Genomic DNA, 15,198 nt, shown 5'->3' on the forward strand with positions numbered 1-15,198 from the left:
TGAGCGAGGTCCTGGCCGGGATGGGCTTGACTCTCTCCCCGGCCAAGACGCAGGTCGTCTACCTCGCGGACGGGTTCAACTTCCTCGGCTTCCGCCTGCCCGGAAATGACCGCCCTCGCCAGCCTCGTGGGTTCCTTCGCCGCGCTCCTACGCCCCGCCACCGCCAACAACGACCGGCTCACCGCCTGGATCAGCGCCACGCGCGAAGAAGACCTGCCACACCTGCACGCCTTCACCCGCGGACTCGACCGGGACCGCGACGCAGTCGACGCCGCCGTCACCTTGCCCCACCACAATGGAACGACTGAAGGTGTCAACACCAAAACCAAACTGCTGAAACGCCAAATGTATGGAAGAGCAGGATTCACTCTCCTCCGCCACCGCATCCTGCTCGGATAACCTCACCCACCGTCACCACCGAAAGTGCGACAGAGCCGTTCGCGTTACGGACCCGACAGAGGGGAACGGGAACAGCTGTGGCGTTACACCGGCGCGGGTATCGCGCTGTGTGTCGGCGCGATGGAGGCTGGCGTGCGCAACGGGCTGGTGCTGTGGGCGGCGCTCGCGGCTAGCTGACGCTGAGGGCGTGGATCGCGTCGGGGGTGAGCGTGCCTTGGTAGGCGCGTACGGCGTCGATGTCTCCGGGGAACCATTCGGTGTTGGTGCCGTTGCGGCGGCTGCGTCCGGCAGTGAAAGAGCCGGTGGCGTTCCAGGGCGTCGCGGTGATGGTCGCGGTGTCGGCGGCTCGGCCGTTGACGTAGAGAGTCATGGCGCCGGTTGCCGCGTCGTAGACAGCGGCGAGGTGGGTCCAGGTGTTGACGGGTGATGCGGCCGGTGAGACGGCTTGGCTGGTGGTGGTTGTTGCCTGGTCGGTATCGGCGCTGACGAATCGCCAGCAGTTGCATTGATGGTTCCATTGGATGGTGAACCGGCCGGTGTTGGTGCCGTCCTGGCCGAGCACGGTGTAGGTGCCGTCGGTGCGTGTGGGTCTGGCCCAGGCGGCGACGGTGAAGGACTGGTCGGTGCGCAGCAGCGTTGGCGCGGTGATGGCGGCGTCTGTGCCGTTGAGCCGTACTGCTCGAAGGTCTCCTTCGCGGTGGCCAGGAGCGGTGTAGGTGGCTGCGCCGACGAGCGTGCCGTGGTTCTGCTCGCGCGTGAAGTCGACGGCCTTGGCGGGGTCGGTGTCGTCGTCGAGTTCCCATCGTGCGACGGGGGTGGGGGCGGCTTCGGTGTCGAGTTCGGCGTCGTTGAGGGTGCGGTGCCAGATTTTCAGGTCGGCGATGTCGCCGGCGAAGCGGCTGGTGTCGCTGCGACCGATCCAGGTGGGGCCGTCGGGGTCGTTGAACGCGGTGACCTGCTCGACCCGGCTGTCGGCGGCGCCGCCGACGTAGAGGGTGAGGGTGTTGAGATCGGCGTTGTAGGTGGCGGCCAGGTGGGTCCAGAGGCCGGTGCGGGCGGGTTCGGTCGCGAGGGCTTCCCGCCAGGTAACGGTGCCGCCGGCGGCTGCTGAGGGCATTTGGGCGACCCAGCGGTCGGTGAACTGCTGGTAGCGCAGGTTCAGCGAGGCGAAGCCGTCGTCGGATTCGCGGGCGTACACGACGCGGTCGCTGGTTTTGTCGGTCAGGCGTGCCCAGGTGGAGATCGTGAAGCTCTGGACCGTGTTGGTGTTCAGGCCGGTGTCGGCGTAGCTGCCGGTGCCGTCGAAGGCGCCGGCCGTCCGGCGTGGGATGCGGCCTGCGCCCCAGGTCACCTGGTGCAGGGCGGCGTCGTGGGTGGTCTGGTCCGCTCCGGTTCCGTAGCCGGTGTCGACGGCGGTGGCGCCTGCGGCGTCGCCGAACGTCCACACCGCGACCGGGCCGGCGTCGGGATCGGTGCCGCCGGTCTGGTCCTCGGTGACCCAGTCGTCACCGTCAACTTCGTTGAGGTATTGCTCGGCCAGGGCCTGGTAGTAGTCGTTGTTGGGCACTCGCGGGCTGCTGGTGCTGAGGTATTCGTCGCGCGTGGTGGCGGAGGCGTGGTCGTTGTCGGTGGAGACCGCTTCGGCGAAGTCGACGGGCCCGTCAGTGTTGCTCTGCAGGTTGTTGCTGCCGGCTACGGCCAGGATGTAGTCGTTGACCGCCTTGCGAGCCGTCTCCTGCGTGGGCGTGGCAGTGGTGGCGAACGGCGGCAGCGTCGCCACGTAGACCTTGATCGCACCGGTCCCGTTCTGGGTCCGCGGGATGCGGGTCAGGTCGTTCGCGTCGTCGGTGGTGAACCGGCGTGCCTGCACGGCGAGCGCGACCAGTTTGTCGCGGACCGGGCCGGCGCAGGCCTCGGCGGTGGCGGCGGTGCAGGCGAGCAGATCGCTGGAGCCGGCGGAGATGAGTACGGCTCGTACGTTGCTCTGGTTGAGGATGGCGCGGTCGACGGCGGCGGTGGCGGTGGTCGGTTCGCCGGTGGTGGCGGGCAGCCTGGCTTTGCTGGAGCCGAGGTTGAGGACACCGAACGGGACGGTGTTGCCGGTGGCGGGCGCGGCGGCGAGGGCCTCGGCGAGCCGGTTGTCGAGCTGGTTGTGACCGTCGGCGGTGGCGGTGTCGGCGTTTACCGTCTGGTCACCGAAAAGGACGACCGACCCGGCGGGGTGCGCGGCCGTGGTGGTGACGTCGACGCCGGCCAGGAACGGTGTACCGAGGATGCTGGATTGGGTGAAGCTGGTGGCGGCTTTCTCGCCGGTGTGGTCGATGTTGTCGGCGGCGCTGACGTAGATGGGGGTGCGTCCGTCCTGGTGGCCGGCCAGCGTGGTCAGGGCGCCGCGGACCTTGAAGCTGACCAGCACATCGGCCCGGTCGGGGGCGGCCAGCGAGATCGGGTCGCTGAGCCGGTCGGTGCCGGCGGGCAGGGTGAGCGCACGGGCGCCGCTGAAGGTGACCGGGGTTGGGGCGGCTGCGGCTGCGGAGCCGTTGTCACGCAGGGCGAGGGTGACGGCGTCGAAGGCGACCGGGGTTTTGCCGAGGCTATTGGTCAGCCGGACGCGCATCTGGTGGCCGGCGGCGGTGCCGATGCTGAGCTGGGCGGGGATGCGGACGCTCTGGTTGTTGAGGGTGGCGTCGATGGTGGTGCTGCCGTTGGCCTGTTTGACGGCGGCGGTGTCGTGGGCGGTGGCCCAGCTGCCGGTCCAGCGCACCGGATTGCTGCTGCCGGTGGTGGAGGTGGGCCGGATGCCGAGGCCGAGGATGTGCAGCGACGAGGTGCTGGCCGATAGTTCGTTCGAGATCAGCGGCAGGGTGATGCTGGTGACCGGTACGCCGGGGCAGAGCAGGGGCACGGCGATCGCGAAGAGGCTGACCGGCACGTTCTCCTGGGTGGCGTTGCTCTTGTTGCGGCGCGGGAAGGTGAGCACGGAGTCGCCGGGCGCGGTGGCGGCCCAGTCGGTGATCGCGTCCAGCGTGAAGGGCTGGCTGGTCAGGTCGCAGCCACTGCCGTAGGTGATGGTGCCGGTCTTACCGGCTGGGATCGCCCCGGTCGAGAATCCGGTCAGGACCACGGCGTTGCCGTTGTTGACCACGCCGGTAGCGGGGATGGTAACCATCTGGCCGGTCGCCAGCATGTTGTCGCGTACGCCGGTTCCGTAGGCGGCGGGCAGGGTGATCGCGGCGCCGTTGACGGTGACGGTGCTGCCGGGGGTCCAGCCGGCGGCGCGCAGGCCGGCGGCGTCCAGGCTGGTGCCGTTGCCGGTGGCGTCGGCCGGGGTGACGGTGGGTGTGGTGCCGGCGGTGTAGGTGCTGATCGCGGTGTTGTTGAAGCAGGTGGTGGTGTTGTTGATCGGGCACGTCATCCTCGGGGCGAGCCGGAAGGCATCGATGCCGGCCTGGAAGCCGGTCGACGCAGTGTTCTTGCCGGTGATGTCGAGGGTGATGCTGTGCAGCCCAGCGGCAAGCTCGCGTGGTGTCTTGGACGCGTCCTCAACGATGCCGAAGTTGAGATATTTAGTCAGCACCGTGCTGCTGTACGCGTCGATGCCCGTGCCGGCACCCTTGTCGAGTCTCGTGGCGTTCGCGGTGCCTTTGTCCAAGGTCAGCGTGAAGGTGCCGTAGTCCTGGGCGGTGGTGAAGTTGGCGCCGATCTCCCAGGGGCCGGTGGTGGGCACGTTGATGTAGAAGGTGGCGCTGTCACCGTTGGCGACCTTGCTGGTGGTCGACTGGTTGGCCAGCATGGCTTGCTGGCCACTGATGTAGTAGCGGCCCGGCCGGGACACCTGGGCGGCGAGGGTGCCGGTTCGGCTGGTGGTGGTCGCGGCCGGGACGACGGTGGTGCTGCCGTCGCCGTTGGTGGCGGTCCAGCCGCTGATCAGCTTGTCGCCGGTGGCGTAGATCGGGGTGCTGTTGCCGGCGTAGAAGGAGTAGATGGTCTGGGTGGATGTGGATCCGGCCCGGTCGAGGGCTTTCGCGGCAACCCTGTGCTGGCCGGAGGTGGCGGGCGCGAAGGTGACCCCGGCGAAGCCGTTGAGCACGAAGTCCGAGGCGGGCGCCGTCCCAGCGGCGTTGTCGGCGGTGGCGCGGTAGATCAGGCCGGGCTGGATCACGGTGGTGCTGGTCCAGGGTTTGATGTTCGGGCTGGCCGCGGTGACGCTGCTGAGGTCGCCGTCGAGGGTGAACAGGTAGGCGCTGACGTTGTTGGTCTTGTCGTTGACCAGTTCGAAGACGCCGCGGTCGGTGTAGCCGCTACCGAGCTGATCGGGCGGGAACTGGGTCGACTTGATGCCCGGCGGGTTGGGCTTGCTGGTGTCGACGGTGAACGCCTGAGTGGCCGACCAGACACCGCCCCAGACCCCGGAGGCGTTCTTGATAGCCGCTTTCCAGGTGTAGTTGCCCTCCGGCAGGCCAGAGTTCACCTGCCAGGGACTACCGGTGAGGTTGTAACCGTTGGCCGGCCCGTACCCAGACAGGATCTTGGTGCCGGCCGCGTTGAACACCTGGTAGGCGATCTGTACGTTCTCCTGCAGGCCGTTGGCCTTGGGGGTGAAGCCCTGCGCGTGCAGCGTCGGGTTTTGGGTGGTGGTCAGGAGCAGTCCGTTGTCGATGATCGCCGGGGTCAGCCGCGGGGCGCCGGTGCCGTTGAGGAACTGCGGTTTGTAGCTGTAGGTGACCGACAAGGTGGCTCCGCCGCCGTAGGCGAGCTGCTTCCACGAGAACTTGTCGTTCTCGTTCTTGGCTTGCACGACGAACGTGGCGTTGCTCATCCGGCTCGTCGAGGCGGCCTTGATATAGCTGAGCACGTTGAAGTTCAGACTCGCCGGGCTGACTCGCTCCTTCGAGGTGTTGCAGTCCACCTGCCGGCCGCTCGCGCTGGCCAGCAGATTACTTTTGTGGGCGGGTTGCTTGCCCCAATTCAGCGCGGACGAGTTCCAGGCGCTCGGCCGGGCGGTGGCGTATACGTCCGCGGCGGTGTTGATGCAGGAGGCGGCATGCCGCTGCTGTACGTACAGGCTGGCCGCGAAGATCTCCGCGCCTTTGATGCCAGAGGTGTTCATCTGGTAGTAGGTGCGGGCCGTCTCCCCGGCGCCGCCATCTTCCGGCCAGTCGTCCAGGCCGATCCGTGCACTGGTCCCGGAAGTCTTGGACGTGGAGTTGTAGTGGTTCCAGCCGTTGGTGGAGATTCGCGCCCAGTTCAGCTGCGACGGTGACGGTGAACCGGACCAGACCGGGTCCACGTACACCGGGAAGATCGTCGACGGGCCGGTCAGCAGATCCCGGTCCAGGGTCAGCTGCTGCTTGCCGTCCTCGATGTCGATTTTCACCTCGGCCACGTTGCGGCCCGGCTGCTGTGCGCCCGGCACGTCGCCGGCCGGCCGGGCTCCGGTGGTCCTGCTCGCCGCAGTGCGCGGGGTGCTGTCCCACATGAGCGCGGTATCGGTGTGGAAGACCTGCCCGCCGTCCACGACGTCGACGGCTTCGGCGCCGCCGTGGGCGCTCTCCCGGAGGTGCACGTTACGGCCGGTGAGCCCGAAGTCGATCGTCCGCAACGCCGGGTTGGCGGCGGCATCCCTTGTCTTGACCACCAGGACCGACGAGTAGCCGGTCGGGTCCGCGGTGATCTGCAGATCGACGCCTGGGTAGACCTCCCGGTAGGTGGCGGTGTCGCCGGCTATGTCCGGGGCGGGCAGCGCCTGCGGCCAGGTGAACGAGATCTGCCGGCTGCCTTCGGTCATCGTCACCAGGCGGGTGGAGCGGTCGGCGGCGATCACCAGCCCGGCCGTCGCGGCGCGGGGTGTGTAGCTGCCGTCGCTCTGCCGGGCCAGCGTCGTGTCGATCGGCGCCCAAGTTCCGTCTCGTCTCGCCCGCTGCGGGCTCGAGGAATGGGCGGTGGTGAGCGTGCCGTCCGGGTTGGCCGAGGTCGTCGAGTACTCGTCGGTCAGCCGGTCCACCGGAACCGGCCGGCTCTCGGCGCGAGCCTTGGCGACCGCTGCCGCTACGGGGTCGGCCGGTGGCTCGGCACGCTTGCCGGCCAAGCCTGGAGTCGCAGCCATAGCCGACTGCGCCGGGACGGCGACAGCCAGCGTTCCGCCGGCCAGCGCGGCAATCACGGTCATGGTCCACGAAAGACAACGCTGGGACGGCGCGAGCGACACCATGATGCCTCGGGACTCCTTCATGGGGGCATCGCATCACCACCGACGCGACCGGGTCGTCATTGTCATCCGCTGCGAGCGATGAGATCGACCCTCATGATGCCGAAAGCGGAGAGTGTGGTTTCAATCACAGAGAGGAATCTCGGCTTCAAAAGTCCATTACGGAGCAAACTCGGACAGCGCGAGAGCCACTGTGGACCGTAACCTGAGCGCGCCGCGCTGGAGATCGTCCGGCATGGATCTGTCGCGGTGCGGTACACACGGAGAAGGCGGGAGCTCATGCTGTCCACCATCGTTGGCAGGAAAAGGATGCAGAGCCGAAGGCGGCGTCTCACCGCAGTCGCGATCACCGCTCTCCTGGTGGCTACCAGCCTCACCGTCGGGCAGCTAGCCACCGCGGCACCGGCTACGCCGGGCATCCCGGCGCCGCCGACGACTCCGCCGATGAAGCTGTCCCCGCCGCGCAAACCAGCGAAGGTCACACCGCTGCCCGCGTACCCGACGTTCACGCCCGGCGGCAGCGCGGCCCTGCCCGGAGCCCAGCAGGTAACGGTGAGTCTGCCCGTGGCCGGCAAGGCCGACGGCCGCGAGGCCGACGCCGCCCCCGTACGAGCCGGCAAGACGCCGATCTCGGTCTCGAGACCACGCATCGGCGCCGCGCCACAGCAGGTGCGCGCGGCCACGACCGACCAGAACACCGCCCAGGCCGCCGGAATCCGGGGCGTGCTGTTCAGCGTGACCGCCACCGCTGGCACCGGCAGCGTCGGCGTGCAGGTCGACGCCGCGACCTTCCGCCACGCCTACGGCGGTGACTACGCATCCCGCCTGCACCTCGTGCAGATGCCCGCCTGCGTCTTGACGACACCGCAGCTGTCCGACTGTCAGACCCAGACCCCGCTGCCCACCGCGGCGACGGCGCCGCTCACCGCGACAGTTCCGGTATCCGCCGCGGGCCAGGGCGCGACGGTGCTCGCGGCGACGTCGACAACCGACGGGTCAGACGGTGACTACAAGGCGACCAGCTTGTCGCCGGGGGGAACCTGGTCAGCTGGCGGTAACACCGGAGCGTTCACCTACAGCTACCCGATCGCGGTGCCGCCGCCGATCGCCGGCGTTGCCCCGGCCGTCTCGCTCAGCTACGACTCGACCACCCAGGACGCGCGGACCGCCGGCACCAACAATCAGTCGTCATGGATCGGCGACGGCTGGAGTTCCACCGAGAACTTCATCGAACGCTCCTACCAGTCGTGCAGCGAGGTCGACGGCTCCGGCGCGCCGCAGGGCAGCGGCGACCTGTGCTGGTACGGCCAGATCCTGACCTTGTCGCTGAACGGGCAGTCCACGCCGATCGTCTACGACGACGACACCAACACCTTCCGGCCGGCCGACGACGACTCCACCACCAAGATCGAAAGCCTGACCGGGGCCGAGAACAACACCAGGAACAAGGAGTACTTCCGGGTCACCGAGAACGGGGTGCAGTACTACTTCGGCCTGAACCGGCTGCCCGGCTGGACCGACCAGAAGACCACCGACTCCGTCTACACCGTGCCCGTTTACCAGGCCCACGACGGCGGCGTCGACGACTGCCCGGACGGCGCGTTCGCTGTCACCGCCTGCACTCTTGGCTACCGGTTCAACCTCGACTACGTCGTCGACCTCAACGGCAACGCGATGGCCTACTACTACCAGCCCGAAGCCGGCTTCTACGGTGCCAACGCCAAGGGTGACGCGGCGCCGTACACCCGCGGCGGCTATCTCTACCGCATCGACTACGGCCTCACCCCGTCGACGATCTACAGCGCCACCGCCCCGGCGCAGGTGCTCTTCAACACCACCGAACGGTGCATCAAGGACGCACCGGCCGGTAACGACTGCGCCGAGGACCGGTTCACCGTCACACATCCGGAGTACTGGCCGGACACCCCGATCGACCTGAACTGCGCTCGCACCGCGACCAACTGCCAGAACCATGGACCGAGTTTCTGGTCCCGCAAGCGGCTGGCCTCGATCACCACCCAGATCCAGTCGGGTGGCACCACCAAGCTCGTCGACCGCTACGAGTTGACCCAGACCTTCCCCGACGGCGGCGACCACCCGCCCACCCTGTGGCTCGACAGCATTCAACGCACCGGACTGTCCCGCCTCGGCGAAGCCGGCGCGGACCTGGAGCTGCCCGCAGTGAGGTTCAATCCCGAACAGCTGCCCAACCGGGTCGACGTCAATATCAACTCGCCGATGTACCACAACAGGATCAAGAACATCATCACCGAGTACGGTGCGGAGACAACCGTCGACTACGAAGCGCCGGCCTGCCCGAACCTGCCGGCAAGTGATCCGGACGACGACAAGGACACCCGGGCGCAGCGGTTCGCCTCGACCAACACCACCGGTTGCCAGCCGATCTACTGGACTCCGGTCGGCCAGCCCCGTCCGATGATCGACTGGTTCCACACCTACCGGGTCAAGCGGGTCACCACCCTCGACCGCCACAACCGCTACGCCGACGGCAGCCCCGTCACCCTCATCACCGAGTACGGCTACCCGGGCGAGCCCGGCTGGCACTACGACGACAACGAGCTTGTGAAGAAGAAATACCGCACGTGGGGTCAGTTCCGCGGCTACTCCGAGGTCGACGTCACCACCGGCGACCCGGCGGTGTTCCACAAGACCGACGGCGTCAACACCCACGACCAGAAGACGCTGACCAGGACCATCTACTTCCGCGGCATGAACGGTGACACCCTGCCCGACGGGCGCAGTCGCGTCGCCGAGCCGCTCGTCAGCGGAGACCAGCAGGTCACGGTAGCCGACCATAACTCCTACGCGGGACGGGAGTTCGAGACACTCACCTACAACGGTGTGGGCGGAACCGTCGACACCGCCACCGTCACCGTGCCGACCATCATCGGCCCCACCGCCAGCCGCAGCCGCACCGGCCTGCCGGCGCAAACCGCGCAGATGGTCCGCACCATCAAGTCACTCACCCGGCAGAAGGCGTCCTACGGGTGGCGCCGCACCGAGACCGGCACCTTCTACAACACCACCCTCGGACAGACCACGACCGGCATGACAACACAGGTCGCCGACCGCGGCGAGACCAGCGCCGCCGGCAACATCACCCAGTGCATGTTCACCCGCTACCTCGACGGCGCCGCCACCACCCTCGTCGTCCCGGCCGAAAGCATCACCACCGACCAGGACTGCCCCAACGCCGGCGCGACCCCCTCCGGCAACCTGGTCTCGCACACCCGCACGTCGTACGACGGCAACGCTTTCGCGGTCAACGGCCAGACCTCACCGGCCCGGCCCAGCAAGGGCAACCCAACCCTGGTTCAGCAGGCTTCAAGCGCGTCCGGAGCCACCGGCGGCGGCTTCATCGACATGGCCGCGACGACCTACGACAACTACGGCCGCGCGATAACCACCACGCGTACGCCGCACTCGACCACACCCGCCGGTGGCACCACCACGGCCAGCCTCGCCCAGAAGACCTACACCAGATACACACCGGCCGCCGGCGCCTTGCCACAGCGAATCGACACGGTCACCCAGGCCGCTGCCGGGGTGAACTGCTCCGCAGTCACTGTCTCGTCCAAGGACTGCCACCTCTCCTCGGTCGATATGGAACAGGCCCGACAACTACCCATCTCCAAGGTCGACGCTGCCGGTCAAAAGACCTCTCTCACCTACGACGCGCTCGGCCGGCTCACCGCCGTGTGGCTACCGAACAAGAACAAGACCACCGGTGCCGAGGCCAACCTCATCTATACCTACAAGATCTCGGCCGACAGCCCCAACGTCGTCACCACCAAAACCCTGCTCGAACGACCGAAGGATGCGACAAACCCTCTCTACGCGACCAGCAAAACACTTTTCGATGCTCTGCTGCGTCCACTCGAGACGCAGACCGACGGCGAGAACGACACCACCAAGGTCACCAACGCCCAGTACGACTCACACGGCCGCACCGTCATCACCAACAATGCCTACGCCGTTACCGGGGCGCCGGCGGACCAGCTCTACTCCGACCGAATCTCCCAGGTCGACCTGCCGTCGAACACCGTCACCGACTACGACGCCGCCGGCCGCGCCACCCAGGTCACCGAGCAGCACAACTACCGGCAGACGTGGTTCACTCGCACCGCCTACACCGGCGACACCACTACCGTCATTCCTCCCACAGGTGGCGTCGCCACCACCAGCAGCACCAACGCCCGCGGTCAGCTCACCCGCCTGCAGCAATACACCACCCAGCCAGCCCTCACCGGCAACCGGACGAGCGGATTCATCGCCAGCGGCGGCAGCAGCCAGGACATCACCTACCAGTACAACGCCGCGGGACAGCACACCGTCACCACCGGCCCAGCCGGCGACAACGGCGCCCCCGGCACCCGATGGGTCGATGACTACGACCTCAGGGGCCGAATCACCAGCCACGTCGACCCCGACACCGGCACCAGCCTCACGACCTACGACGACGCGGGCAACGTCACCTCGACCCGCGACGCCCGCGGCAACTGGAATGACTTCACCTACGACCTGCTCGGCCGAAAACTCACGGCCACCGACCGCGGCCAGGATTTCAAGATCGCGTCCTGGACCTACGACACCCTGCGCATCGGCAAGCTCACCGCCGCGACCCGCTGGGTCAACGGCGTCACCGGCGGATACACGGTCGCCGTCACCGGCTACTCGATCCTCGGCAAACCCCTCGGGCAGCGGCTCTCCCTGCCCACCGTGGAACGTCCCCTGCCGGTGCAGTACGAGACATCCTTCGCGTACACCCCCAACACCGAACTGCTATCCGCCCAGACCGAACCCACGGTCGGCAACCTGAGTGGCGAGAAGATCGACTACCGCTACACCAAGCTCGGGTCGCCTGTCAGCGCCTCCGGAGCTCAGGCCTACGTCACCGCCACCACCTACGACCCGATCGGCCTTCCGTCGCTGGTCACCATGGGCTCGACCGGGCAGGTAGCGAAGGTCGGCTACACCTACGACGCCCAAACCCGGCGGATGCAGACCCGCACCCTGAGCCGGGAAAAGGGCATCGGCCCCGAGGTCGACAAGACCAGCTACACCTACGACCAGGCTGGCAACCCGCTGTCGATCACCAACGAGCAGTCCGAGACTGGCAACACTGTCGCCGATGCCCAGTGCTACCGGTACAACACCCTCGCCCGGCTCACCCAGGCCTGGACCTCCGCCAGCGCATGCCCCGACCCCGCGACCGTCCAGCCACCGCCTGGGTCGCTGGCCTCGGGACCAGGTTCCTACTGGCAGAGCCTCGCCTACGACAAGACCGGCAACCGCACCCAGCTCATCGAGCACTCGACAACCGGCGGGGCCGACACCACCACCTCATACATCCACGGCTGCCAGGTCAACTGCGCCAGCACCGGCGTCCAGCCGGACACGCTAACCGCCACCACCGGCGGATCAAAACCCAGCACCTTTCGATATAACGCCACCGGCCAACTCGTCGCCCGCACCCCTGCCGACGGAAGCCCCGGCCAAGCCCTCACTTGGAATCGCGAAGGCCGCTTGGACGAAGTAGCCACCACCGGCGCCAACCCGCAATCCACCACCTACCTCTACGACGCCGACGGCAACCAGCTGATCCGTCGTGAGCCCGGCCGCACCACCCTGTTCGCCGGTAACACCCAGATCGTCGTCGACACCACAACCACGCCCAAGACGATCCTCGGTGCCTCCCGAACCATCACCCACGCCGGCGGCACCGCCGCGATCCGATCCACCCTCCCCGACGCCGGCAACCACTACCTGCTCAGCGACCCGCACGGCACCTCGACCGTCGCGATGGACACCACCACGCAGGCCCTGGCCCGCCAGCAGTTCAAGCCCTACGGCGAACCGCGATCCACCGCCAACCCCACCATCTGGCCCGACCCCGTACGCGGCTACCTCGGCGCCCCCAAAGACACCACCACCGGCTACACCAACCTCGGCGCCCGCAAATACGACCCCACCCTCGGCCGCTTCATCAGCGCCGACCCACTCCTGCAAACCACCGACCCCAACCAACTCGGCGGCTACACCTACGCCGGCAACAATCCCATCACCCTCTCCGACCCCAGCGGCCTCGCCGGCAAAGACCCCCGCTACAACGACGAACGAAAAGCTATGCAAAAGCTGCCGGACTACGGCAGTCCTCACAAGAGATCGACCAGCCACGGCTCCTCGAACTCAAGGCGCGACATCCAGGTCAACAATGATTTGGAAAAAGCAATCACCAGCGACATAGAAAACACGGCCGCCGGGACCGTGGAACAGGCCCGTGACAACATTCAATGCGCCACATCGTTCCAGGGCTGGGAAAGTTGCAAAAGACTGGCCGCGACCGGCGTGGAGCAGCTCAAGTTCGTCAGGGATATCAGTCAGTGCAGCTTCCTCAACATAGCGCTCGACGATCCTGGAGGCGGTTGCGGCCGGGCCACCAAAACGATCGGATGCACCGCCGACGCGTCCGCGGAAGCGTGCGCGGGCCACATCATCTTCTTCGTAGGATCGATAGTCGCAAGCGAGGGCCTCGGCCGTCTTCTGACCAAAGCTCCAAAATTGCCGGCCTGCCACAGCTTCGCCGCCTCCACGCCAGTACTGATGGCCGACGGGACAGCCAAGCCGATATCTCAGGTCGAGGTAGGCGACCGAGTCTTGGCCACCGACCCTCGGACTGGCGAAACCACCGAGCGCCGAGTCAACCGGCTCTTCATAAACGATGACGTCTACCTCACCGACCTGACCATTGTCACCAACGACGGCGTAGCAACGGTGCACACCACCCAGCACCATCCGTTTTGGAGTGTTGACCGCCGCAAGTGGATTGCCGCAGCCCGGCTCAGGACCGGCGAGCAGCTTGTGACAGCCGGCCGAGGATGGGCCGTCGCCGCAACGGTTCAGAACCTCGTTCGCCCTGCAGTGATGTACGACCTCACCGTCGACACCGTCCACACGTACTATGTAGTCGCCGGCAACACGCCGGTCCTCGTGCACAACTGCGGCGGCGATGGCTGGACGAGCAAGGGAAATCTAAACTCTCACTTTGATAAGCACGGACCGGAAATGGAAATCGAAAGTCCGGCTGAGTACGACGCGGCGGCGCAGGATCTCATGTGCACATGTGACGGGCGGAGGTCGGGCGTCCTTCAGAAGCGGGACGGCACAACGAATTACTTTGTCGACCCGAAGACCGGGGAGTTCGGTATCAGCAGTGAAAATGGAATCGTGACTTATTACAAGGTGGAAGATCCAAGGGCCTACTTCAACCGTCAGCCCGGGGTGGAGGTGCCGTGATGGGATCGGCGTCCTTGTTTCCGTGCGTATGTTGTGGGCACCTAGTCCTTGATGACCCGCCAGGTTCGCACCAAATTTGCCCAGTTTGCGATTGGGAAGACGATCTTGTGCAGCTTCGCTGGCCGACCCTAGGTAGTGGTGCCAACAAGGATTCCCTTGTTGAATCACAGTGCAAACTTGATCAAGCTGTTCGACGTGGAGTCGAAGGTAAAATCAAGGAACCTGGTTTCCGACCGGTTGACTTGGCGACGGATAATTTCGAGAACCTAGACGACCAAGCAACTCCGTGGCCGCAGGATAGAACCGTCCTTTTTTGGTGGAGGCCAACCTACTGGCGTCGGGATTCAGGGCGCCGATTGATGGCGGAGTAACCGTACGGCACATGCAATCGATGTGATGACGCGCATTATCGGCGTGCTGTTGCGGTGCGTTGTCGCTCGGCATCACAGTGTTTCGGCGGGCATGGTTGGTCGTCTGGGTTGCTGTCACGGTTGCTGTCAGCCACCTGGCATGCATGCAAATGTATCGATGGAGTGTCGGCGGGGCTCATTCCGGCTTGGGCTTGCGTGGCCTATCGCGCAACGGTGGGCGCCGATCGCCAGCGCCACCATCGGTGACTGTCCTGTTGAGCGATCGTCACGGCGCGACCGTCACGGCTTGTGTCGCTGGCTACGTGAGCGTTCTGGTGGATGGTTCTCTTCGGTGGGCGTGCGCGCGGGGCCGTAGGCCTTGAGCGCGTGAGCGAGGCCCGGCCTTAGGCCGGGCCTTCTTGATTACGTATAGCTTTCTTAGCCATACCCTTCTGCTCACAGTGTCGTGAAACAGTCTGAAGCCGACATCTCGGGCGCTCGGTGGTGCTCCGCTGTCCTGGCGGCGGTCGGCGGCGTGGCTGGGATGGGCGCCGTAGGCGTCTGCCCGCGTGGTGTCGGCGTCTGTGGGGCCGTAGTGGTCTCCGGGGTCAAGGGCCGCCCGTAGGGCGGTCGCTGTGGCGACGCGGTCGCGCCCTTGAGACCGGAGGGGCGGCCTCGTACCCTTCCGGCGCCGGCCGCTGCTGATCTCCTCCAGGTGCATGGGCATGCTCCGCCGGTTCGTTCGTGTCCAGCGGTACGCCTCCGGTCCTGCACGTGCGCGGGGGTTGCTGTCACCGTTGCTGTCACGATCGATGATCGCGACTCTTCGGAGCGATGAACCCGCCTGAAACCGCAGGTGAAGTTAGGTGTGACGTAGCGTAATTGGCAGTCGCGGCCACACGTACTATGTGATGGCTGGCAACA

The 15,198-nt window shown here is 66.6% G+C and carries 5 protein-coding genes; 3 read left to right on the top strand and 2 right to left on the bottom strand.

The genetic code is table 11. The features are described 5' to 3' along the window. The first annotated feature begins 105 nt into the window (after positions 1-105). On the top strand, positions 106-399 hold the full coding sequence (locus AB0O15_RS23430) for a transposase (protein WP_364322132.1): 294 nt from the start codon (positions 106-108) through the stop codon (positions 397-399). 169 nt (positions 400-568) lie between these two features. On the opposite strand, the gene AB0O15_RS23435 is transcribed toward AB0O15_RS23430, so the two are convergent. After that, on the bottom strand, positions 569-6,631 hold the full coding sequence (locus AB0O15_RS23435) for a LamG-like jellyroll fold domain-containing protein (protein ID WP_364322134.1): 6,063 nt from the start codon (positions 6,629-6,631) through the stop codon (positions 569-571). 41 nt (positions 6,632-6,672) lie between these two features. Further along, a complete protein-coding gene (locus tag AB0O15_RS23440) occupies positions 6,673-7,353 on the bottom strand; it encodes a hypothetical protein (protein ID WP_364322135.1) in 681 nt (226 codons plus the stop codon). Between the two features lie 730 nt (positions 7,354-8,083). On the opposite strand from AB0O15_RS23440, the gene AB0O15_RS23445 reads away from it, so the two are divergent. Then, positions 8,084-13,924 (top strand): polymorphic toxin-type HINT domain-containing protein, encoded by a 5,841-nt coding sequence (locus AB0O15_RS23445; RefSeq protein ID WP_364322137.1) that lies wholly within the window; start codon positions 8,084-8,086, stop codon positions 13,922-13,924. Then, entirely contained in the window at positions 13,924-14,295 is a 372-nt protein-coding gene (locus tag AB0O15_RS23450) for a CPCC family cysteine-rich protein (RefSeq protein WP_364322139.1), read from the top strand. Before AB0O15_RS23445 ends, AB0O15_RS23450 begins: the two co-directional genes overlap by 1 nt. The last annotated feature ends 903 nt before the right edge of the window (positions 14,296-15,198 follow it).

The sequence above is a fragment of the Actinoplanes sp. NPDC089786 genome, assembly GCF_040684855.1.
In the GTDB taxonomy this organism is placed as follows: domain Bacteria; phylum Actinomycetota; class Actinomycetes; order Mycobacteriales; family Micromonosporaceae; genus Actinoplanes.